Here is a 22258-nt window from a genome sequence, read left to right on the forward strand (position 1 = left end):
GCCCGGACGGTCAGACGCACGCGAGGCGAAGCGCGCACGAGGCGAATCGGACGCATGGTGCGCCGGATGCCGACGGTGAGGACGCGCCGTCGTGCGTCTACGCCGGCGGCCGTGGTCCTCGGGCGAGGAGCGGGTCCATTCTGAACGGTATGAGGTCCCCCATGGCCAGCGCGGTGTCGGTCCGCTCGACGCCGTCGACCGCGAGGATCTTGCCGTTGATCCGGAAGAGATCCTCGGCGTCTACCGCTGCGACCCTCAGCAGCAGGTCCGCCGTGCCGGTGAGCCCGTGCCCCTCGAGGACCTCGGGAATCTCTGCGATGTGCGCCGTGATCTCGGCCAGCTTGCGCTGCTGGACATGCACGGTGATGAAGGCCAGGAGCGGATAGCCGAGGGAGGTGGGACTGATGCGGCGGTCGAAGCCGAGGAAGACGTGGCCCGCCTCGAGGCGCGCGAGCCGTGCCTGCACCGTGTTGCGGGACAGGCCCAGCTCTTGCGCGAGCGCGACCACCGTGCGCCGCGGGTCCTGGGCGAGGGCCCGCAGAATCCGGGAGTCGGTGGCATCGACAACGTGCATGCTGCGCAGGTTAGCACGGTGAGCTGCTGGCTATTTGGGCATCCCGCCCACTTTCAACGTGATTGGTTGTACCTCCTGTCTGTTGTGAGTATGGTCACATTAACCCCGGTGGCCCACAGGCCTCCCGAGACCAGAGAGGGATGCGAACCACAGTGTCCACTTACCAGATGTTGACCGGCGACGACGGTGCGCCGGTCCAGCTTCTCTCACCAGACGGGCAGCGGCGCCCCCACGAGCGGTACGACCGGCTCCTCGCCGACCTCGATTCCGATGACTCGAATGCGCTCCTGGCGCTCTACGGGGACATGATCGTCACGCGCCGCATCGACGCCGAGGGCACGGCCCTCCAGCGGCAGGGCCAGCTGGCACTGTGGCCCCCGTTCCTCGGCCAGGAGGCAGCCCAGGTGGGCTCGGCGCATGCCATCAACCGCGATGACTTCATCTTCGCCAGCTACCGCGAGATCGCGGTCGCGTACGTTCGTGGCATCGCCCTGCCAGACCTCATGAAGCAGTGGCGCGGCACCCAGAACGCGGGCTGGAACCCGTTCGAGTCCAATATGGCGCCCACCCAGGTGGTCATCGGCGCGCAGCCCCTGCATGCGGTGGGCTACGCGATGGGTGTCCAGTTCGATGGCGCGGAGAGTGCCGTCATCACCTACTTCGGCGATGGCGCCACGAGCCAGGGAGACGTCAACGAGTCGATGGTCTTCGCGGCGAGCTTCCAGGCTCCCGTCGTCTTCTTCTGCCAGAACAACCACTGGGCCATCTCCGAGCCGGTGGGCATCCAGGCGCACGTCCCGATCGGACTCAGGGCGCCCGGCTTCGGGATTCCGAGCGTCCGTGTGGACGGCAATGACATCCTGGCGTGCCTCGCCGTGACGCGCGAGGCGCTCGAACACGCGCGTGCGGGCCACGGCCCCTCCTACATCGAGGCCGTCACGTACCGCATGGGCGCCCACACGACGGCGGACGACCCGACCCGCTACCGGGACGCCAACGAACTCGAGGACTGGAAGGGCCGCGACCCGATTGCCCGCTTCGAGGCGTACCTCACGGGTGCCGGCATCCTCGACGACGCAGGGCGCTCTCAGGTGGCAGAGAAGGCCGACGCGGTCGCCGCGGCCATCCGCGAGGCGACGATCCACATGCCGGATCCCGAGCCGGAGGAGCTGTTCGAGCACGTCTACGCCGGTCCGCACGCGGTCCTCGAGCGGCAGCGGGACCACTTCGAGCGCTACCGCGCCGGATTCGCCGAGCACTCCAACCACGCCCCGCACGCTGCGCTCACCGAGGGAGGCCACTGATGTCCGCGATGACATTCGGCAAGGCGATCAACACGGGACTTCGCAGGGCCATGGAGCAGGACCCGAAGGTCGTGCTCATGGGCGAGGACATTGGGCGCCTCGGCGGTGTGTTCCGCATCACCGACGGCCTCCAGAAGGACTTCGGTCCCCACCGCGTGATCGATACGCCGCTGGCCGAGTCCGGGATCATGGGGACGGCGATCGGCATGGCGTACCGCGGCTACCGGCCCGTCGTCGAGATCCAGTTCGACGGCTTCGTGTATCCGGCCTTCGACCAGATTGTCGCCCAGATGGCCAAGCTCCACTACCGCACGCGCGGGATGGTCAAGGTGCCGATCACCCTCCGGCTCCCGTTCGGCGGGGGCATCGGCTCGCCGGAACACCACTCCGAGTCGCCCGAGGCCTACTTCGCCCACACCGCCGGGCTGCGGGTGGTCGCGCCCTCCAATCCGCAGGACGCCTTCACGATGATCCAGGAGGCCATTGCGAGCGATGACCCCGTGGTGTTCCTCGAGCCCAAGCGCAGGTACCACGACAAGGGCGACGTCGACGAGTCCCTCGCCCCGGGTGCCGCTCTGGACATGGGGTCGGCGCGCGTCGCCGTCGAGGGTTCGGACGTCACGCTTGTCGCGTACGGGCCGATGGTCAAGACGTGCCTCGACGCCGCCGTCGCGGCCTCCGACGAGGGCGTGTCGGTCGAGGTCATCGACCTCCGGTCCCTCTCGCCGGTCGACTACGGGCCGCTCGTGGGATCCGTGAAGAAGACCGGGCGCCTCGTCGTCGCGCATGAGGCGTCCCGGACCCTCGGACTCGGCGCGGAGCTCGCTGCCGAGATCACCGAGCGCTGCTTCTACCACCTCGAGCACGCTCCGGTGCGGGTGACAGGGTTCGACGTTCCCTACCCGCCGTCCAAGCTCGAGTTCCACCATCTTCCGGATCTCGATCGGATCCTGGACGGTGTGGACCGTGCGCTCGGCCGCACGAACTCCCTCAGCGGCACCGAGGAGGAGGCATGAGCGCGGCGGCCGTCGATCCGACGCCCGGCACCGTGACCCGGGCGCTTCTCCTGCCCGACCTCGGAGAGGGCCTCACCGAGTCCGAGATCGTGGCATGGCGCGTCTCGGTCGGTGAGAGCGTCAAGCTCAATCAGATCATCGGCGAGGTGGAGACCGCCAAGGCTGTCGTCGAGCTCCCGAGCCCGTACGCGGGGAAGGTCTCGGCGCTGCTCGCCGAGCCCGGGGACGTGGTGGCGGTGGGCGCGCCGATCGCGGAATTCGAGGTCGCGGCCGACGCCGTCCGCACGCCCTCCGCCGCCGGCTCGCCTTCCGGCGGCCCCCTGGCCTCCGAGGACGCGGCTCCCAGGCGGCAGGCGACCCTCGTCGGGTACGGGGCGATGCCGGACACCGGCGCGCGCCCCGCGAGGCGCGGCCGTCGGCTCACGGTGGTTGAGCGGAGCGAACCTGAGTCGAAACCTGTGGCTCCCGTGGTCGGGTCTGCGGTGGTCGAGCCCCTGGTGGTTGAGCCGAGCGAAGCGGGGCCGATGGCCGCTGCCGAGCGGCCGCGCTCGACCCCGCCGGTGCGCAAGCTCGCCAAGGACCTCGGGGTCGACCTCGTGGCTCTCAACGGTTCCGGTCCTCGCGGACTGATCACGCGCGATGACGTGCTCGCCTCGATCGGCACTCCGTCCGAACCGGAGGCGGCCCCGGCGGCCGGCGCGCCGGTCCCGGTGGCCGGGGGCGGCGTCGTGCGGGAGACGCGAACGCCGATCAAGGGCGTGCGGAAACTCACCGCTGCAGCGATGGTGTCGAGCGCGTTCACGGCACCCCATGCAAGCGAGTTCCTCACGGTCGACGTGACGCCGGCGATGGAGCTCATCGCGCGGCTCAAGGCCAGCCGATCCTTCGCGGATCTCAAGGTCACGCCGCTCACGCTGGTGGCCAAGGCGGTTCTCATCGCCCTCACGCGCAATCCCACGCTCAACTCGCGGTGGGACGAGGCCGCGCAGGAGATCGTGCAGTACCACTACGTGAATCTGGGCATTGCGGCCGCGACGCCGCGCGGCCTGATCGTGCCGAACATCAAGGACGCGCAGTCCCTCTCCCTCGCAGGCCTCGCGGAGTCGATCGCGAAGCTCGCCCAGACGGCGAAGGACGGTCGTTCCGGACCAGCCGAGCTATCCGGTGGAACGATGTCGATCACGAACATCGGAGTCTTCGGGATTGATGCCGGGACCCCGATCCTGAATCCCGGCGAGGCCGCGATCCTCGCCATGGGCCAGGTGCGGCGACTCCCTTGGGAGTACCGGGGGGAGATCGCGCTGAGGCAGGTCATGACGCTCTCGCTCTCGTTCGACCACCGCCTCGTGGACGGCGAGCAGGGCTCCCGGTTCCTCGCGGACGTCGGGGCGATCCTCGCCGATCCCGGGATGGTCCTCACGATGGTCTAGGCCGGTCTGGGCCGGTCTGGGGGTGTCCCCATCCCCGCGATGCGGAGTCACCTTTCAGCATTGGGGAGTCCCCTCTCAACGATGCGAAGTCATCTTTCAGCGTTGCCGGGTCAAATTTCTAGTAATGGCATTCGCGACTCTAGAGAGGTGACTCCGCATCGTGGGGAGGTGACTCCGCAACGTGGGTTCCGGATGTGGGGTCTCTGGCGGCCGGTTGCGGGGTCTCTGGTCAGACTCGCGCGGTCAGGGCCGCGAGGGCCATGGAGGCGAGCGTCGTCCCGGCGGAGGAGGTCGCCACTTGCCCTCCGTGGCGTCTGACCGATCGCGGGGTCGAGTTGATGAGGCCGAACACGGCCTGGGCGCGCATCCGGAGGTCGGCCGCTCCGGCGTCTGGGTGGAATGGCCGCAGGGCGTCGACCCACACGTCGACATAGGCAAGCTGGAGCGCCCGCACCCGTTCCCTGTCCCCCTCGGCGAGCGAAGGGAAGTCCCGGTCCTGGACGCGAATGACGTCGGGCTGGCTCAGGGCGAAGTCGACGTGGAAGGTGACGAGCGCGCGGAGGCGGCCGACGTCGTCGTGCGTCTCGCCGGACACGCGCTGCCCGCCCGCGAGCAGCTCCTCGCTGACCCCGACGAGGAGCGCGCCGAGGACCGCCTGCTTGCCCGCGAAGTGCCGGTAGATCGCCGGCCCGCTCACTCCCGCCGCCGCGCCGAGGTCCTCGAGGGATGCACCCGCGAAGCCCTGCGCTGCGAACAGGCCCGCGGCGGCGCCGAGGATCGCCTGGCGCCGCTCGGCCTTGGCCAGGACTCGCGGGCTCGATGAGTCGCTCATTCCCCTCCTGTGCTTTACATCTCAGTTAATCCAGATTAACTTAGATCTCAGTTAGCCACCACTAACTGAGTGAGTTCTGGACCCGCACCCCCGGAGGTTCGATGGAGACCCTGACCAGCCGGATCGACCCGGCCGGCACCGCGTTCGCCGCGAACAACGCCGCCCAGCGCGCCCTTGCCGCCGAGTTGAGGGAGCGCCTCGAGAGCGCCGCGCTCGGCGGCCCCGAACGCTCCCGCGAACGGCACATCGCCCGCGGCAAGCTGCTGCCGCGCGAGCGCATCGACGTCCTGCTCGACGAGGGCTCGCCGTTCCTGGAGATCTCACCGCTCGCGGCGGACGGGATGTACGACGGCGAGTGCCCGGCGGCGGGCGTGATCGCCGGGATCGGCCTCGTGCACGGCAGGCACGTCATGGTCGTCTCGAACGATGCGACGGTCAAGGGCGGCACCTACTACCCGATGACCGTGAAGAAGCACCTGCGGGCGCAGGAGATCGCGTTCGAGAACCGCCTTCCGTGCATCTACCTCGTCGACTCGGGCGGGGCGTTCCTGCCCAAGCAGGATGAGGTCTTCCCCGACCGCGAGCACTTCGGCCGGATCTTCTACAACCAGGCACGCCTCTCGGCGGCCAAGGTCCCGCAGATCGCGGCCGTCCTCGGCTCGTGCACGGCGGGCGGCGCATACGTTCCCTCGATGAGTGACGAGACCGTGATCGTGCGCAATCAGGGCACGATCTTCCTCGGGGGGCCGCCTCTCGTGAAGGCCGCGATCGGGGAGATCGTCTCGGCCGAGGACCTTGGCGGGGGAGACGTCCACGCCACGATCTCGGGCGTTGCGGACCATCTGGCGGACAACGACGAGCACGCCCTCGAGATCGTCCGCAGCATCGTGGAGACCCTCCAGCCGCCAGCCGCGGCGCCGTGGGAGGTGCGCGCCGCCGTCGAGCCCAAGGCGGACCAGACGGAGCTGTACGGGGTGGTCCCCACCGACGTCAACGCACAGTACGACGTGCGCGAGGTCATCGCCCGGCTCGTGGATGCCAGCGGGTTCCACGAGTTCAAGAAGGATTACGGTGCCACCCTCGTCACGGGCTTCGCCCACATCGACGGCCACCCCGTGGGGATTGTCGCGAACAACGGCGTCCTATTCTCCGAATCGGCCATGAAGGGCGCGCACTTCATCGAGCTGTGCGACCAGCGCGGCGTGCCGCTGGTCTTCCTTCAGAACATCTCTGGCTTCATGGTCGGGAGCGAGGCCGAGCACGGCGGCATCGCCAAGCATGGCGCCAAGATGGTCACGGCCGTCGCGACGACCCGCGTCCCCAAGCTCACCGTGGTGATCGGAGGCTCGTTCGGCGCCGGCAACTACTCGATGTGCGGGCGCGCCTACTCCCCGCGGTTCCTGTGGATGTGGCCCGCGAGCCGCATCTCCGTCATGGGCGGAAACCAGGCCGCCTCGGTGCTCGCCACCGTCAAGCGGGACCAGCTCGAGGCCCGCGGCGAGGAATGGCCGGCCGAGGACGAAGACGCGTTCAAGGCGCCCATCCGCGACCAGTACGAGTCCCAGGGCAGCCCCTACTACTCGACCGCCCGCCTCTGGGACGACGGGGTGATCGACCCAGCCGACACGCGCCGCGTCCTCGGCATGGCCCTCGCCGTCGTCGCCCAATCGCCCTTGCCGGAGACGTCCTTCGGCGTCTTCAGGATGTGAACCCATGACTGTGACCCCTCCCGCGCAGCGGCCCTTCGCCAAGATCCTCGTCGCCAACCGCGGCGAGATCGCGTGCCGCGTGATCCGAACCCTTCGGCGCCTTGGCATCGCGTCCGTCGCGGTCTACAGCGACGCCGACGCCGGTGCCCGCCACGTGCACGAAGCGGATGAGGCAGTGCGCATCGGCCCCGCGCCGGCCGGGCTGAGCTACCTGAGCATCCCCGCGATCGTCGAGGCGGCGCTCAGGACCGGTGCCGAGGCAGTGCACCCCGGCTATGGGTTCCTGAGCGAGAATGCCGATCTGGCCCGCGCGCTCGCGGACACGGGCATCGTGTTCGTGGGCCCCGGCACCGAGGCCCTCGCCGTCATGGGGGACAAGATCCGTGCCAAGAACCACGTGGCCGGCCACGGAGTCCCCGTGATCCCCGGAGTCTCCGAACCGGGGCTCACGGACGCCCAGCTCATCGAGGCCTCGCGAGGCGTCGGCTACCCGATGCTCATCAAGCCGTCAGCCGGCGGCGGAGGCAAGGGCATGCAGGCGGTCGAGTCAGCCGCCGAGCTTCCCTCAGCGATCGCGACGGCGCGCCGCGTGGCCACGGCGGCCTTCGGCGACGGAACCCTCCTCATCGAGCGACTCGTGCGGGCCCCCAGGCACATCGAGGTCCAAGTCCTCGCCGACACGCACGGCGCCACGATCCACCTCGGCGAGCGCGAGTGCTCCCTGCAGCGCAGGCACCAGAAGGTCATCGAGGAGGCCCCGTCGCCGCTGCTCGACGCCGGGACCCGCGCCCGGATCGGTGCCGCTGCGTGCGAGGCCGCCCGCTCCGTCGGCTACGTCGGGGCCGGGACGGTCGAGTTCCTCGTCTCCGACGACGCGCCCGACGAGTTCTTCTTCATGGAGATGAACACCCGTCTCCAAGTCGAGCACCCCGTCACTGAGATGGTCACGGGGATCGACCTCGTCGAGCAGCAGGTGCGCATCGCGGCGGGCGCGCCGCTGGAGGTGCGGCAGGAGGACATCCGTCTGGACGGCCACGCGATCGAGGCCCGCGTCTACGCCGAGGTGCCCGCGCGGGGCTTCCTTCCCGCCACCGGCCGCATCGAGCTCCTGGCCGAGCCCGGCAGCGCGGACGCAGCCGGCTCCCGCCTCGCCGCGGCGGGACCCGCAGCGCACGACGGCGCCGCACGGGGTCTGGACGGCGCCGAACCGACCGCTGGGCCTCGCATCCGCGTCGACAGCTCGCTCGAGCGGGGGCTCACCGTCGGCTCGGACTACGACCCGATGCTGTCCAAGTGCATCGCCTGGGGCCGCGACCGCGCGGAGGCGCTCGCGGCCCTCGACGCTGCGCTCGCCGGGTACACCGTGCTCGGCGTCGCGACGAACATCGAGTACCTGCGGCTCCTGCTCGCCGATGCGGATGTCCGCGCCGGGCACCTCGACACGACGCTCATCGAGCGCAGGCTCGACGGGCTCGAGTTCCGCGCGCCCGACGAGGCGGAATACGCCGCCGCGGCGCTCCTTGCGCTCGGGTTGCCGGCGTCGGCCGAAGCGCAAGCCGCGCGACCCCCATCGGCCGTCAGACCAGCTCAGCAAGACGCCGCGGCGGGCCCGTGGGCGCCCGACGGCTGGCGTCTCGGCGAACCCGCCGCGCGGCGGGTGACGATCGGCACCTCGAACGGGGGCGTAGCCACGGTCCACGTCGCGGATCCGCCCGCAGGGGAAGGCGCGCTCACCGGGGTGCCGGCGGCCCGGCCGGCATCCGAGCCGAGCAGCGCCCAAGCGAGCGCAGAACCGATGCCGCGTGGCGGCGTCGTGCGACGGGCCGCGGTCCGCATCGATCTCGGGGAGGGGCGCGGCACCGAGCGCGAGGCGAGCCTCGCCGCGGACGGTCCGCACGGCGTCGTGCTCAGCCTCGACGGAACGCGGCATCGCTTTGCCTGGGCGCTCGGCGCCGAACCTGCCGGGGAGCGGACCGTGTTCCTGGGCGACGGCGGCTGGTCGGCGGCCCTGCCGGTCCTGTCCCGCGCGGAGCGGCTCGCGCGGGTGCGTGCGGGCGTCCACCGCCACGAGGGCGACGCCGATCCGGACGTGCGCACGCCGATGCCGGGGACCGTCGTCGCGGTCGCGGTAGAGCAGGGCGAGCGCGTCGACGCCGGCCAGCCGCTCGTGTCGGTCGAGGCGATGAAGATGGAGCACCAGCTCGTCGCCGCCCTCGCCGGAACGGTCCAGCTGCACGTGGCCGCGGGCGCACTCGTCAAGGCGGACCAGGTTGTTGCGACGGTCGTGCCGGAAGCGGAAGCGGAAGCGGAAGCGGAAGCGGCAGCGGAAGCGGCCCCGGCCGCGGACGGGAAGGCGACGCCGGATCACGCCCAGCCCGCCACCGCGCCGGCAACCCCCTGACAACGCACCGAACGTACCCAAGGAGAACCATGGTTGACTTCCAGCTCTCAGAAGAGCACCAGGACCTCAGCGACACCGTCCGCGCGTTTGCAGACGAGGTGGTCGCGCCGGTCTCGGCCAAGCACGACGAAGAGCACAGCTTCCCGTACGAGATCGTCGCGCAGATGGGCGAGATGGGCCTGTTCGGCCTGCCGATCCCGGAGGAGTACGGCGGCATGGGCGGGGACTACTTCGCCCTCGCGCTGGCCCTCGAGCAGCTGGGGCGCGTGGACCAGTCTGTCGCGATCACGCTCGAGGCGGGGGTCTCCCTCGGGGAGATGCCGATCTACCGCTTCGGCAGCGACGCGCAGAAGGAAGCGCTCCTGCCAGACCTCGCCGCCGGAAAGGCCCTCGGCGGGTTCGGGCTCACGGAACCGGGCGGCGGCTCCGATGCGGGCGGCACCGCGACCACGGCGCGCCTCGACACGGCGGGAGACGGGCCCGGCGAGTGGGTCATCAACGGCTCGAAGGAGTTCATCACGAACTCCGGAACGGACATCACCACGTTCGTGACCGTGACGGCGGTCACCGGCACGGTGACAACCAACGCAGGGGCGAGGCCGGACGGGAGCTCGCGCAAGGAGATCTCCACGATCATCGTCCCCACGGGGACCCCCGGCTTCCGTGCCGAGAAGGCTTACAACAAGGTCGGCTGGAACGCCTCGGACACCCACCCGCTCTCGTTCAAGGATGCGCGGGTGCCGGAGGAGAACCTCCTGGGGACGCGGGGACGGGGGTACGCGAACTTCCTCTCGATCCTGGACGAGGGCCGCATCGCGATCGCCGCGCTCGCCACGGGCGCCGCCCAGGGCTGCGTTGACCTCTCGGTCAAGTACGCCAAGGAGCGCACCGCCTTCGGGACGAACATCGGCAAGCACCAGGCGATCCAGTTCAAGATCGCCCGCATGCAGGCCCGCGCCCACACGGCGCGGCTCGCGTACTACGCGGCGGCGGCGAAGATGCTGGCCGGCAAGCCGTTCAAGACCGAGGCGGCGATCGCGAAGCTCGTCGCCGGGGAAGCGGCGATGGACAATGCCCGCGACGCAACGCAGGTCTTCGGCGGGTACGGGTTCATCAACGAGTCGGCCGTGGCGCGGCACTACCGGGATTCGAAGATCCTCGAGATCGGGGAGGGCACCACCGAGGTCCAGCTCATGCTGATCGCGCGCGAGCTCGGGCTGTAGCGTAGGTCACAGGAGTGGAGAAGGTCATCGAGGTCAGGAGGGGCACGTGATCGACAAAGTGGTGGCGAGCGCCGAGGAGGCGGTTGCGGACATCGGTGATGGGGCCTCGCTCGCCGTCGGCGGGTTCGGGCTCTGCGGGATCCCTGTTGCGCTCATCGACGCCCTGCATCGCCAGGGCACCAGGGACCTGACGACCGTGAGCAACAACTGCGGCGTCGACGACTGGGGCCTCGGCATCCTGCTCGCCGACGGCCGGATCGCCCGCACCATCAGCTCCTACGTCGGGGAGAACAAGGAGTTCGCGCGGCAGTTCCTCGCGGGCGAGCTCGAGGTGGTCCTCACCCCGCAGGGCACGCTTGCGGAGAAGCTGCGGGCCGGCGGGGCGGGCATCCCGGCCTTCTACACGACGGCCGGGGTGGGCACCCTCGTCGCCGAGGGAGGCCTCCCCCAGAAGTACGACGCCGAGGGGAACGTCACGCTCGCGTCCTCGCCGAAGGAGGTGCGCACCTTCAACGGCGCCGACTACGTGCTCGAGGAATCGCTGACCCCGGACTTCGCGCTCGTCCACGCGCAGAAGGGCGACCGGCACGGGAACCTCGTGTTCCACGCGACCGCGATGAACTTCAACCCCCTCTGCGCGATGGCCGGGAAGATCGCGATCGCCGAGGTCGAGGAGCTCCTCGAGCCGGGCGAGCTCGACCCCGAGCACGTCCATCTCCCAGGGATCTTCGTCCAGCGGGTGGTCCATGTCCCCGCCGGCGGCCCGCATGCGGAGAAGCGGATCGAGAAGAGGACCGTGGCTGCTGTCAAGGAGGCTTCGTAATGCCGTGGACCCGCAATGAGCTTGCCGCGCGCGTGGCGAAGGAGCTCACGAACGGACAGTACGTCAATCTGGGGATCGGCATGCCGACCCTCATCCCCAACTACATTCCCGACGGAGTCGAGGTGGTACTCCACTCCGAGAACGGCATCCTCGGCACGGGACCGTACCCGCGCGAGGAGGACGTGGACCCGGACCTCATCAACGCCGGCAAGGAGACCGTAACGGTCAACAAGGGCGCGGCGTTCTTCGACTCCTCGACATCGTTCGGCATGGTCCGCGGCGGGCATGTCGATGTTGCGGTCCTCGGCGCGATGGAGGTCTCCCAGACCGGCGATCTGGCCAACTGGATGATCCCGGGCAAGATGGTCAAGGGCATGGGCGGGGCAATGGACCTCGTCTTCGGCGCCAAGAAGCTCATCGTCATGATGGAGCACACGGACAAGAGCGGTAACCCCAAGATCCTCAGGGAGTGCACGCTTCCCCTCACGGGCCGTGGATGCGTTGACCGGATCATCACCGATCTGGCGGTGATCGACGTCGTGCGCGGGGGAGTCGGCGCGGGCATGGAGCCGGCCGCCGAGAGCGTCCTCGTGCTCCGCGAGCTTGCCCCCGGCGTGACCGAGGCGCAGGTTGCCGCGGCGACGGCCGCCGAGCTCGAGGTGGAGATCCATGACAACGAGCCCTGATCCCGCCCGGGCCGCGGAAAGCGCCGGTTCTCCCGAGAACGGGCAGGCGCGCGTCGTCGAGCAGCGCGGCCTCTACTTCGACGAGCTCGAGGAAGGCGTGGTCTACGCGGCCAGGCCGGGCCGCACGGTGACCGAGGCGGACAACGTCCTCTTCACCACCCTGACGATGAACACCCAGGCGCTCCACCTCGATGCGGCGTGGAGCGCCGGCCAGCCCTTCGGGCAGCGGCTCGTGAACTCGATGTTCACGCTCTCGACGATGGTGGGGCAGTCCGTCACGCAGCTCACCCAGGGGACCATCGTGGCGCAGCTGGGCCTCACGGACGTCTCCTTCCCGCACCCGCTCTTCCACGGGGATACGCTCTACACGGAAACCGCCGTCGTGGAGAAGCGCCTCTCGGCTTCGCGCCCCGGCCAGGGGATCGTGACGTTCGAGCACACCGGGCGCAACCAGAACGGCATCGTCGTGGCGCGGGCCCGCCGCTCGTGCCTCATGTGGACCAAGGAAGCGCACACCCCGTGACTGACGCACCGTTCTCTTCTCCCGCCTTCGCCATGGGCCCTGCGCTCCTGTTCTGCCCCGCAGACCGGCCCGAGCGCTTCGCGAAGGCCGCCGAGCGGGCGGACGCCGTGATCCTGGACCTCGAGGACGCCGTGGCGCCCGATGCGAAGGACTACGCCCGCCGGAACCTCGTCGAGGTCCCCCTTGATCCCGAGCGGACGATCGTGCGGCTGAACGCCGCAGGCCGGGGCACCTCGGGCGTGCACTTCGAGGCGGACCTCGACGCGCTCGAGGCCACGCCGTACCGCACGGTCATGCTCGCCAAGGCCGAGGCCCCCGAGCAGCTCGCGCTCCTGCGCTCCTACCGCGTCGTGGCGCTCTGCGAGACTGCTGCGGGTGTGCTCGCGGCGCCGGCCATCGCTGCCGAGCCGAACGCCGTCGCCCTCATGTGGGGCGCGGAGGACCTGGTCGCGTCCCTCGGCGGGATGTCGAGCCGGACGGACGACGGCGCGTACCGGGCCGTCGCGCTGCACGCGCGGTCCGCGGTGCTGCTCGCGGCGGGGGCCCACGGGAAAGCGGCCATCGACGCCGTCTACACGGACATCCCGGACCTGGCGGGGCTTGCCGCCGAGTCCGCCGATGCCGTCGCGTCCGGCTTCGCGGCGAAGGCCTGCATCCACCCGAATCAGGTCGCCGCGGTACGGGCGGCCTACGCGCCGTCGGCGGAGGCCGTCGCGGGCGCCTTGGCGCTCCTCGCGGCCGCCGAGGCAGCGGGGACGGGCGTGTTCCAGCACGACGGGAAGATGATCGACGGGCCGATCCTGCGCCACGCCGAAACGGTGGTCAGGCGGAGCCGGACGCAGCACGCGGGCTGAGCGTGTCGCCTCACTCGACGGGGCAGAACACCTCGGTACGCCATGCGGCGGGGTCGGGCTCGGCGCTCGGGTCACTCAGGTAGACCTCCCACATGCTCTCGCCGCGCGTGAGGTTCTGCTCCCGCATCCAGTCGGTCATCTCCCTGTAGGTGTCGGCCAGTCCCTCGTAGGGTCCTACGTGCATCGCGGTCACCGTCCGGCCACCGGGGAGAATGCTCGCCGTGACGCCGTCTCCGCCCTCGAAAGGCCCTGCCACAGGGAACCCGGCCTCGACATCCACGGTCTCGCCTGGCATGCCGTGGTAGAGGGCGAAGGGCGGCCCTGCCACGTGCGCGCCGTGTGACTGCACGGCGCCCATGACAGTCCCGAAGACGCCGTCGAAGAAGTCCTTGAGCTCGTCCATCCGGACCGTGGTGCGGACTACGGCGGTGGGCTGCTCGGTGAGTTCGGTCGTGCTGATCTCAGTCATCCCTACATGCTGGCGCAGTTTGCCGCGGAGCGCGAGGGCACAACGACCTTCACGGCCGGCACGGGGCTTGTTCCGTATCAGGATCCTGGCGTCGAGGCGCACCGTAGGATCAAAAGGTGTTCGCCCTCGTCCTGATCGCCGTCGTCGCCGGTGCGGTGGCCCAGCGGGTCGCGGGGCTCGGCTTCGGGCTCGTGGTCTCGCCCATCCTCGTCGTGCTGCTCGGCCCGCTCGACGGCGTCATGATCATCAACGCGTGCGGCGCTGCCTCGTCGGCGCTGATCCTGTCTCGCGTGTGGCGCGACGTCGAGTGGGGCCGCTACGTGGGCCTCATCGTCCCGGGCCTCGCGGGCATTGCGCTCGGGGCGGCCCTCGCGAGCCACGTCGCCGCCGCGCCGCTCGAGATCGGGATCGGCCTGACGCTCATCGCGGGCCTTGTGGTGTCCCAGCTCGTGGCGCGCGCACGACGCCGCGTGGACGGCCTCGGCGTGATGGTCGCCAGCGGCTTCACCTCGGGCCTGATGAACGCCGCGGCAGCCGTGGGAGGGCCGGCGGTCACGGCGTACGCCGTGCTGAGCCGCTGGGACCAGCGGCGCTTCGGCGCCACGCTCCAGCCGTACTTCATCACCACGGGCACCACCTCGCTGCTCGCAAAGGCCTTTGCCACCGGGGGGCACTGGCCGAGCCTCGAGCTCTGGCAGTGGGCGGCGGTGTTCGGGTGCATGGTCGTGGGCATCGTGGCGGGGGATCTCATGGCTCGGCGCGTCCCCGGGGAGAGCGTGCGCCGCGCCGTCATCCTCATCGCCTACGCCGGGGCGCTGCTCGCGATCGTCAACGGGACGACGCGGCTGTAGGGCTCGGCGAGCGCTGCCGGTCGGGGTTTCGGCAGCGCTCAGCCACCGGGGGATACTGGGCTCATGCAGACTTCCGGCGCCGAGCCACGCTCCAAGACACAGCGTTCAGTCATCATCCTCGGCTCGACCGGCAGCATCGGAACCCAGGCACTCAACGTCGTCGACGGCGCTCCCCACCGGTTCCGCGTCACGGCGCTGAGCGCCGGCGGCGGCAACATCGACGCGCTCGCCCGCCAGGCCGTCCACACCCGGGCGGAAGCCGTCGGCGTCGCCGCCGGCAACCTCGACGAGCTCCGCACGGCCATCGAGGAGCATGCGGACCGCCGCGGAGCCGTCGGCTACAGGCCCGAGCTGTTCGCCGGCCCCGACGCCTCCACGCGCATCGCCGCCTGGAACGGCGGAAGCGGCCCAGCGGACGTCGTGCTCAACGGCATCACGGGAAGCATCGGCCTCGCGCCCACCCTCGCGGCACTCGCCTCGGGGGCGAAGCTTGCGCTCGCGAACAAGGAGAGCCTCATCGTGGGCGGCGCGCTCGTGACGGGGGCGGCGGCGCCCGGGCAGATCGTGCCCGTCGACTCGGAGCACTCGGCGATCGCGCAGTGCCTGCGTGCGGGCCGCGCGGACGAGGTCGAGAGGCTCATCCTCACCGCGTCCGGCGGTCCGTTCCGCGGGCGCAGCCGCGACGAGCTCGCGCGGGCCACCCCGGCCGAGGCCCTCAACCACCCGACGTGGGACATGGGCAAAGTCGTCACCACGAACTCCGCGACGCTCGTGAACAAGGGGCTCGAACTCATCGAGGCCCACCTCCTGTTCGGCGTCCCCCTCGAGGCGATCGACGTCGTCGTGCACCCCCAGTCCGTGGTCCACTCGATGGTCCAGTTCACCGACGGTGCCGTGATCGCCCAGGCGAGCCCGCCGGACATGCGGCTGCCCATCGCCCTCGGCCTGGGCTGGCCGGACCGAGTGCCGCGCGCGGCGCAGCCGTGCGACTGGAGCCAGGCCACCGCGTGGACGTTCGAGCCCCTCGACACGCGGGCCTTCCCGGCGGTCGAGATCGCGCGGGACGCCGCGAAGCAGGCCTCCACGTTCCCCGCCGTCTTCAACGCCGCCAACGAGGAGGCCGTCGGGGCTTTCCACGCGGGCAGGATCGGATTCCTCGACATCGTCGACACCGTCGAGGCCGTCCTGTCCGAGCATGGCGGTTCCTCGGAACTCTCTGTGGATTCCGTCCTGGCGGCCGAGGAGTGGGCACGAGCCCGGGCCAACGAGCGTTTGAGTACGCAGAAGTCCTAGGAGCGTTACGTGAACCCCACTGTCCTGTTCATCCTCGGCGTGCTGTTCGTCGCCGTTGGCATTGCCGTGTCCATCGCCCTGCACGAGGTGGGCCACCTGATCCCCGCCAAGCTGTTCAACGTGCGCGTCACGCGGTACATGATCGGCTTCGGCCCGACCGTGTTCTCGTTCAAGCGCGGTGAGACGGAATACGGAATCAAGGCACTCCCGCTCGGCGGCTACGTGGCAATGGTCGGCATGTACCCGCCGAACATCCGCGACGGCTCCGTGCGCCGCTCGAGCACCGGGATGTTCCAGAGCCTCGCCGAGGCGGCGCGGGACCAGGCACACGAGGAGGTTCGGCCCGAGGACCACGGGCGGCTGTTCTACCAGCTGCCGGCGTGGAAGAAGATCATCATCATGCTCGGCGGTCCGGCCATGAACATCGTCCTCGGCATCGTGTTCACCGCAATCCTGCTCATGGGCTTCGGGATACCCCAGCCCACCACGCAGATCGCCAACGTCTCCGCGTGCATGGTCGCTTCCAACGAGCAGGCGCCCACAGACATGTCCACGTGCACCAAGACCCCCGCCGCGGCGGCCGGATTCCAGCCCGGGGACACGGTCGTCGCGTTCAACGGCAAGCAGGTCACCGGCTGGGACCAGCTCACCGCCTGGATCCGCGACTCGGCCGGCCGCGAGGTCACGGTGACCCTCAAGCGCGGCACGTCCGAGATCCAGACCAAGCTCACGCCGGTACTCAGCGCGAGGCCCGTGCTCGGTGCGGCAGGCCAGCCAGTCAAGAACCCGGACGGCTCCTACCAGACCGTGCAGGCGGGCTTCCTCGGCATCGGCTCGCGCCAGGCCCTCGTGCCCCAGCCGGCGACCAGCGTGCTCCCTGCCGTCGGCGACAACATCGCCCAGGTGACGGGCGTCGTCGTGAATCTCCCGGCCCGCGTGGTCGCGGTAGGCCAGGCAGCCTTCAGCAGCCAGCCGCGCGACCCGAACGGCCCGATCAGCGTGGTGGGCGTGGGCCGCGTGGCCGGCGAGGTCGCCGCGATGGAGGACATCCCGCTCAACGCGCGCCTCGCGACGCTCTTCGGCATCGTCGCGGGCGTCAACCTCGCCCTCGCCGTGTTCAACCTGATTCCGCTCCTCCCGCTCGACGGCGGGCATGTGGCGGGCGCGCTCTACGAGGGAGCACGACGGCGCGTGGCGGCGTGGCGGAAGCGTCCGGACCCGGGACCCTTCGACATCGCCAAGCTCCTCCCGCTCACCTATGTCGTGGCCAGCGTGCTCATCGGCATGAGCGCGCTTCTCATCTACGCGGACATCGTCAAGCCGGTGAAGCTGTTCGGCTGAGGGGGATAGGCTGATCCTATGACTGTCTTCGCCGTTGAATACCGCTACGTGTCCGCTCCGGACGAGGCGGTCAGCCGACTCGACGAGGTGCGTCCCACGCACCGCGCCTGGCTCCGTGAACGAGCCGACTCCGGCGATCTCCTCGCGAGCGGCCCCATCGGCGACGGAACCAAGGCCCTGCTCATCTTCCGGGCGGCGGACCGGGCAGCCCTCGACGCGCTCCTGGCCCAGGACCCGTTCCAGAAGGCTTCCCTCGTCGCCGAGACGAATGCGCCGGAGTGGAATCCCATCATCGGCCGCCTCGCCGACGCCGCGACGGTCTGAACCAACCCCCCACGCAGCACCCCTAAGGAGCCCTCCAGTGACCTCGGTCAGCCTCGGAATCCCCGCCGCCCCGCCGCCCGTCCTCGCGCCCCGCCGCGCGACCCGGCAGATCAAGGTGGGCTCGGTCGGCGTCGGCTCCGATTCCCCGGTCAGCGTCCAGTCCATGACGACGACACCCACGACCGACATCAACGCGACGCTCCAGCAGATCGCCGAGCTCACCGCGGCCGGATGCGACATCGTGCGCGTCGCGTGCCCCTCGGCGGACGACGCCGAGGCCCTGCCGATCATCGCCAAGAAGTCGCAGATCCCCGTCATCGCGGACATCCACTTCCAGCCCAAGTACGTGTTCGCTGCCATCGAGGCCGGCTGCGCGGCCGTCCGCGTCAACCCGGGCAATATCCGCAAGTTCGACGACCAGGTCAAGGAGATCGCCCAGGCGGCCAAGGACCACGGAACGTCGATCAGGATCGGCGTCAACGCCGGATCGCTCGATGCCCGCCTCCTGAAGAAGTACGGCAAGGCGACTCCGGAGGCCCTTGTCGAGAGCGCGGTCTGGGAGGCGAGCCTCTTCGAGGAGCACGGCTTCCACGACTTCAAGATCTCGGTCAAGCACAACGACCCCGTGGTCATGGTGCGCGCGTACGAGCTCCTCGCCGAGCGGGGCGACTGGCCGCTCCACCTCGGAGTCACCGAGGCCGGCCCCGCGTTCCAGGGCACCATCAAGTCCGCGACGGCATTCGGCGCCCTCCTGTCGAAGGGCATCGGCGACACCATCCGTGTCTCCCTCTCGGCCCCGCCCGTCGAGGAGGTCAAGGTCGGCATCCAGATCCTGCAGTCCCTCAACCTGCGTCCGCGCAGGCTCGAGATCGTCTCGTGCCCCTCGTGCGGTCGTGCCCAGGTGGACGTCTACAAGCTCGCCGAGGAGGTCACCGCCGGCCTCGAGGGCATGACGTTCCCGCTCCGTGTTGCCGTCATGGGCTGCGTGGTGAACGGGCCGGGCGAGGCGCGCGAGGCGGATCTCGGCGTCGCATCCGGCAACGGCAAGGGCCAGATCTTCGTCAAGGGAGAGGTCATCAAGACCGTCCCCGAGAGCGAGATCGTGGAGACTCTGATCGAAGAGGCGATGAAGATCGCCGAGGAGATGGGGGAGGCCGGTGGAGAAGATACTGTCGAAGGCGGCCCCGTGGTCACCGTCTCGTAGCCGCCCCGCGGGGCGCGCTGTCCGTCGGCTGACGGACGACGACACGATCGCCCTCGCAGAGCTGGCGGCGGCGGACCCCGTGGCGAACGTCTTCGTCGCCTCGCACCTCGCCGCGCACGGCACGGCCGCGGTGACCGGGACGGGTGCCGAGATCATCGGAACGTTCGACGGCGACGGGCGGCTTGCGAGCGCGTGCTGGCTCGGTGCCAACATCGTCCCGGTGGGGGTCCCGGTGGCCCATGCGCCCGCGTATGCGGACATGATCCGCCATTCGCGCCGCCGGTTCGCCTCGATCTTCGGACCGGCTGACGCGGCGCTCGCGATCTTCGCCGAGCTCGCCGGCCCGGCAGCCCGTGACATCCGCCGCGACCAGCCCCTCCTCGCGATGGAGGGACCCCCAGCGGTGCCCGCCGACCCGCAGGTGCGCGTCACCACGCTCGACGACTTCGACGCCGTCGCGCCCGCGTGCGTGTCGATGTTCGAGGAGGAAGTCGGCTACTCCCCGGTGGCGGGGGGCAGCGACAACTACTATCGGCGCGTCCGCCAGCTCATCGCCGAGGGCCACTCGTTCGCGAGCTTCGACGCGCAGGGCGAGGTCGTGTTCAAGGCCGAGCTCGGCGCAGTCTCCCCGGCGGCATCGCAGATCCAGGGCGTCTGGGTGCGGCCCTCGCACCGCGGCGAGGGGCTCAGCCACGGCGGCACGGCGGCCATCGTCGAACAGGCACAGCGGTTCGCCCCGATCGTGAGCCTGTATGTGAACGACTACAACCACAAGGCCCGGGCGAGCTACCGGCGGGTGGGCTTCGAGCAGGTGGGGACTTTCGCCACCGTCCTCTTCTGAGGGCCCCTACACGCCCGGCGCGCCGCCGAACGGGAGCGGGCCCGTGAGGATGCGCTGCACGGCGGGCGCGAGGAAGGCCTCGGCATCGGCTTGTCGCAATGCTGCGATGGGCTCGAGCTCCACGAGATACCTGGCCACGAGGAAGCCCACCACCTGGGTCGCTGCGAGGGACGCACGCAGCTCGCACTCGGCGTCGTCATAGGGCAGGCCCGCGGCGACCTTGCCGATGATCTGCCGGCGCACCACTTCGCGCAGCAGCCGTGTCCTGGCCGTCGAGCCGATCGTCGTGCGGAAGAACGCGGCGAGCACGTGCTTCTGGGGTCCCTCCCACAGCGACATGACGGCGTGGGCGACGACCCGGCCGCGGCCCTCGGCAGTCGAGGAATCGATGCCTGCGAGGAGGTCGCCCGGATCGGCGGGAAGCGAGACCGCGGCCGCGAACAGCCCGTCCTTCCCGTCGAAGTAGTGATGCACGAGCGCCGGGTCCACCTTGGCCTCGCGGGCCACCTGGCGCAGGCTCACGGCGTCGAATCCGTGTTCGGCGAAGAGGTGCGTCGCGGCGGCGACGATCCGCGCGCGGCGATCGCCGCCGTCGTCCGGCCGGCCCCGCCGCAGCGGATTCACGAGCTCTTCCGCGGCAGGGTGAAGGAAGCGAGTATGAGCAGCCCGACGACGATCGCGGCCATGACGCCGAAGTCCCGCCACATGGTCGCCGAGGGATCGGCGTTCTTGGCGATCTCCTGCAGGGCGTCGACCGAGTAGGTCAGCGGCATCCAGTCCGAGATCGTGTGGAACACGTCATTCATGTGGTCGCGGGCCACGAAGAGCCCGCACAGCAGGATCTGCGGGATGACGACGACGGGCATGAACTGCACGGCCTGGAATTCGGTGCGCGCGAAGGCGCTGCAGGAGAGCCCGAGCGCCACTCCGAGGACGGCGTTCACGACGGCGACGAGCACCACGTAGCCGCCGTTGCCCTTGATGTCGAGGTTGAACACCCAGTACGCGACGCCGGTGGCGATGGCCGACTGGAGCGCGGCCATGATCGAGAAGGCGATGCCGTACCCGAAGAGGAGATCGGCGGTGTGGATCGGCGTCGTCATGAGACGCTCGAGGGTCCCGGTGGTTCGTTCGCGGAGCATCGTGATCGACGTGATGAGGAACATGACGATGAACGGGAAGATCGCCAGCATGATGAGGCCGACCCGGTCGAACGTGCGGGGCGCACCGGGCGGCAGCGTCTCGTTCTCGTAGAGCCAGTAGACCACGGCGAGCAGCGCCGAGGGCACCACGACGATGAGCGCGAGACTGCGCCGATCATGGCGCAGCTGGGACAGGACACGGGCCGCCGTGGCCAACAGCATCCGAGGGTTCATGCTGCATGCTCCTTGGTCGGGACCGGCAGGCCGGCCGCCTGGCGCTCGAGGTCGGCGCGGATGATCCCGAGGAACGCCTGCTCGAGATCGCTGCTCCCGCCGCGCTCACGGAGACCGTCCGGCGTGAGCTGGGCCAGCATGCGGCCCTCCCGCAGGAGCAGGAGCGAGTCGCAGCGGGTGGCCTCCTCCATGACATGGCTCGAGACGAGGAGGGTTGCACCCCCGTCGGCGAGCGCGCGGAAGCGTTCCCAGAGGTCGACGCGCAGCACCGGGTCGAGGCCCACTGTCGGCTCGTCGAGGACGAGGAGCTCAGGGTCGCCGACGAGCGCGCACGCGAGCGAGACGCGGCTGAACTGGCCGCCGGACAGGTCTGAGGCCTTTCGCCGGGCAAGGTCCGCAAGGCCGACGGCGGCGACCGCCTCGCGCGCGTCCGCCGCCGACCTGCCGTGGAGCGCCCCGAAGTACCGCACGTTGTCGAGGACGCTCAGGTCCCGGTAGATGCTCGCCTCCTGTGTCATGTACCCGATCGCGTGGCGCAGGCTCGCCGCGCCCGCGGGGCGCCCCAGAACGGTGAGGGACCCCTTCCACAGCCGCTGGACGCCCACGATGCTCCGCATGAGCGTGCTCTTGCCGCTCCCGGACGGGCCGAGGAGCCCCGTGACGCGCCCTTGGGGGACAGCGAACCCGAGGTCGTGGAGTATCGGCTTGCGATGGATGCGGACGGACAGCGAGTCTGCTTCGATGGCGGGCGGCGTCGTTGCGGCGTGGGCTGGGGTGTGGTCCATGGCTGACTCCCGAGAGAAGGGAAACGCTCAATTCATCACGTGATGAATTGAGCGTAAGACCGGTGTGCCGGCTGGTCAATGCCCCGGGGGGTCAGGCCTCCCTGCGGAACTGGACCTTCCACTCCTCGGGCCCCTCTGAAAGGTAGGCGACCCCGAAGGCGCCCTCGCGGTACCGCTGCTCGACCTGCGCCAGCAGGGGCAGTGGTGCGTGGTTGGCAATGATGACGAGCCCCGAGCCGACGGGGAGCGAGTCCAGCGCGCCGAAGATCGTCGCGTGGCGGATGGCATGCGGGATGACGCGCACGTCGAGTTCGGGGAAGCCCTCGGCGTCATGCTCCCCGCACGCGCACGAGGACTTCTGGGTCAGGGTCAGCGGGTTCGCCTCGGTGTATTCCATGC

Annotated in this window: 23 protein-coding genes; 16 read left to right on the forward strand and 7 right to left on the reverse strand. The window is 70.1% G+C overall.

Annotated features, from left to right (window positions below; all coding sequences use genetic code 11):
- Positions 1–97 precede the first annotated feature (97 nt).
- On the reverse strand, positions 98–574 hold the full coding sequence (locus RBS60_RS09650) for an Lrp/AsnC family transcriptional regulator (RefSeq protein ID WP_307957333.1): 477 nt from the start codon (positions 572–574) through the stop codon (positions 98–100).
- Between the two features lie 140 nt (positions 575–714).
- Between RBS60_RS09650 and pdhA the strand changes: the two genes are divergently transcribed.
- Genes pdhA through RBS60_RS09665 form a run of 3 tightly spaced genes read left to right on the forward strand, consistent with a single transcriptional unit; the run spans position 715 to position 4324 of the window.
- Positions 715–1878, forward strand: coding sequence for a pyruvate dehydrogenase (acetyl-transferring) E1 component subunit alpha (gene pdhA / locus RBS60_RS09655; protein ID WP_374049256.1), 1164 nt, complete (start codon positions 715–717; stop codon positions 1876–1878).
- A complete protein-coding gene (locus RBS60_RS09660) occupies positions 1878–2894 on the forward strand; it encodes an alpha-ketoacid dehydrogenase subunit beta (RefSeq protein WP_307957334.1) in 1017 nt (338 codons plus the stop codon). Before pdhA ends, RBS60_RS09660 begins: the two co-directional genes overlap by 1 nt.
- The gene (locus RBS60_RS09665) at positions 2891–4324 is read left to right on the forward strand and encodes a dihydrolipoamide acetyltransferase family protein (RefSeq protein WP_307957335.1); all 1434 of its coding nucleotides are present in this window, start codon (positions 2891–2893) and stop codon (positions 4322–4324) included. Before RBS60_RS09660 ends, RBS60_RS09665 begins: the two co-directional genes overlap by 4 nt.
- A gap of 229 nt (positions 4325–4553) precedes the next feature.
- On the opposite strand, the gene RBS60_RS09670 is transcribed toward RBS60_RS09665, so the two are convergent.
- A complete protein-coding gene (locus tag RBS60_RS09670; RefSeq protein WP_307957337.1) occupies positions 4554–5156 on the reverse strand; it encodes a TetR family transcriptional regulator in 603 nt (200 codons plus the stop codon).
- Between the two features lie 101 nt (positions 5157–5257).
- Between RBS60_RS09670 and RBS60_RS09675 the strand changes: the two genes are divergently transcribed.
- Genes RBS60_RS09675 through RBS60_RS09705 form a run of 7 tightly spaced genes read left to right on the forward strand, consistent with a single transcriptional unit; the run spans position 5258 to position 13375 of the window.
- A complete protein-coding gene (locus tag RBS60_RS09675; protein WP_307957338.1) occupies positions 5258–6865 on the forward strand; it encodes a carboxyl transferase domain-containing protein in 1608 nt (535 codons plus the stop codon).
- A gap of 4 nt (positions 6866–6869) precedes the next feature.
- Positions 6870–9266, forward strand: coding sequence for a biotin carboxylase N-terminal domain-containing protein (locus RBS60_RS09680; RefSeq protein WP_307957339.1), 2397 nt, complete (start codon positions 6870–6872; stop codon positions 9264–9266).
- A gap of 29 nt (positions 9267–9295) precedes the next feature.
- The gene (locus RBS60_RS09685) at positions 9296–10489 is read left to right on the forward strand and encodes an acyl-CoA dehydrogenase family protein (protein WP_307957340.1); all 1194 of its coding nucleotides are present in this window, start codon (positions 9296–9298) and stop codon (positions 10487–10489) included.
- Positions 10490–10535: 46 nt separating this feature from the next.
- Positions 10536–11312, forward strand: coding sequence for a CoA transferase subunit A (locus RBS60_RS09690; RefSeq protein ID WP_307957341.1), 777 nt, complete (start codon positions 10536–10538; stop codon positions 11310–11312).
- On the forward strand, positions 11312–11998 hold the full coding sequence (locus RBS60_RS09695; protein ID WP_307957342.1) for a 3-oxoacid CoA-transferase subunit B: 687 nt from the start codon (positions 11312–11314) through the stop codon (positions 11996–11998). The genes RBS60_RS09690 and RBS60_RS09695 overlap by 1 nt, the downstream gene beginning before the upstream one ends.
- The gene (locus RBS60_RS09700; protein ID WP_307957343.1) at positions 11982–12521 is read left to right on the forward strand and encodes a MaoC family dehydratase; all 540 of its coding nucleotides are present in this window, start codon (positions 11982–11984) and stop codon (positions 12519–12521) included. Before RBS60_RS09695 ends, RBS60_RS09700 begins: the two co-directional genes overlap by 17 nt.
- A 32-nt stretch (positions 12522–12553) precedes the next feature.
- On the forward strand, positions 12554–13375 hold the full coding sequence (locus RBS60_RS09705; protein WP_307957382.1) for a CoA ester lyase: 822 nt from the start codon (positions 12554–12556) through the stop codon (positions 13373–13375).
- A 10-nt stretch (positions 13376–13385) separates the two neighbouring features.
- Here the strand turns inward: RBS60_RS09705 and RBS60_RS09710 are convergent, their stop codons facing one another.
- Positions 13386–13844, reverse strand: coding sequence for a GyrI-like domain-containing protein (locus tag RBS60_RS09710; RefSeq protein WP_307957344.1), 459 nt, complete (start codon positions 13842–13844; stop codon positions 13386–13388).
- Positions 13845–13960: 116 nt separating this feature from the next.
- On the opposite strand from RBS60_RS09710, the gene RBS60_RS09715 reads away from it, so the two are divergent.
- The 6 genes from RBS60_RS09715 to RBS60_RS09740 all read left to right on the forward strand — a co-directional run bounded on the left by RBS60_RS09715 (position 13961) and on the right by RBS60_RS09740 (position 19698).
- Positions 13961–14695: a TSUP family transporter gene (locus tag RBS60_RS09715; protein WP_307957345.1), complete on the forward strand. Its 735-nt coding sequence runs from the start codon at positions 13961–13963 to the stop codon at positions 14693–14695.
- A gap of 63 nt (positions 14696–14758) precedes the next feature.
- Entirely contained in the window at positions 14759–15988 is a 1230-nt protein-coding gene (gene dxr, locus RBS60_RS09720) for a 1-deoxy-D-xylulose-5-phosphate reductoisomerase (protein WP_307957346.1), read from the forward strand.
- Positions 15989–15997: 9 nt separating this feature from the next.
- The gene (locus tag RBS60_RS09725; protein WP_307957347.1) at positions 15998–17329 is read left to right on the forward strand and encodes a site-2 protease family protein; all 1332 of its coding nucleotides are present in this window, start codon (positions 15998–16000) and stop codon (positions 17327–17329) included.
- Between the two features lie 18 nt (positions 17330–17347).
- Positions 17348–17653, forward strand: coding sequence for a YciI family protein (locus RBS60_RS09730; RefSeq protein WP_307957348.1), 306 nt, complete (start codon positions 17348–17350; stop codon positions 17651–17653).
- A gap of 37 nt (positions 17654–17690) precedes the next feature.
- Entirely contained in the window at positions 17691–18857 is a 1167-nt protein-coding gene (ispG, locus tag RBS60_RS09735; protein WP_307957349.1) for a flavodoxin-dependent (E)-4-hydroxy-3-methylbut-2-enyl-diphosphate synthase, read from the forward strand.
- Positions 18811–19698: a GNAT family N-acetyltransferase gene (locus tag RBS60_RS09740; protein WP_307957350.1), complete on the forward strand. Its 888-nt coding sequence runs from the start codon at positions 18811–18813 to the stop codon at positions 19696–19698. Before ispG ends, RBS60_RS09740 begins: the two co-directional genes overlap by 47 nt.
- A 6-nt stretch (positions 19699–19704) precedes the next feature.
- Here RBS60_RS09740 and RBS60_RS09745 read toward each other — a convergent pair whose 3' ends face one another.
- The 4 genes from RBS60_RS09745 to RBS60_RS09760 all read right to left on the reverse strand — a co-directional run bounded on the left by RBS60_RS09745 (position 19705) and on the right by RBS60_RS09760 (position 22256).
- The gene (locus RBS60_RS09745; RefSeq protein WP_307957351.1) at positions 19705–20322 is read right to left on the reverse strand and encodes a TetR family transcriptional regulator; all 618 of its coding nucleotides are present in this window, start codon (positions 20320–20322) and stop codon (positions 19705–19707) included.
- Positions 20319–21074, reverse strand: a complete 756-nt coding sequence (locus RBS60_RS09750; protein ID WP_307957352.1) for an ABC transporter permease — start codon at positions 21072–21074, stop codon at positions 20319–20321. The genes RBS60_RS09745 and RBS60_RS09750 overlap by 4 nt, the downstream gene beginning before the upstream one ends.
- Positions 21071–21859, reverse strand: a complete 789-nt coding sequence (locus RBS60_RS09755) for an ABC transporter ATP-binding protein (protein WP_307957353.1) — start codon at positions 21857–21859, stop codon at positions 21071–21073. The genes RBS60_RS09750 and RBS60_RS09755 overlap by 4 nt, the downstream gene beginning before the upstream one ends.
- Positions 21860–21950: 91 nt before the next feature.
- A complete protein-coding gene (locus RBS60_RS09760) occupies positions 21951–22256 on the reverse strand; it encodes a DUF2249 domain-containing protein (RefSeq protein ID WP_307957354.1) in 306 nt (101 codons plus the stop codon).
- Positions 22257–22258: the final 2 nt, after the last annotated feature.

Origin of the sequence: Sinomonas sp. ASV486 (assembly GCF_030908215.1) — a bacterium.
Classification (GTDB): Bacteria; Actinomycetota; Actinomycetes; order Actinomycetales; family Micrococcaceae; genus Sinomonas; species Sinomonas puerhi.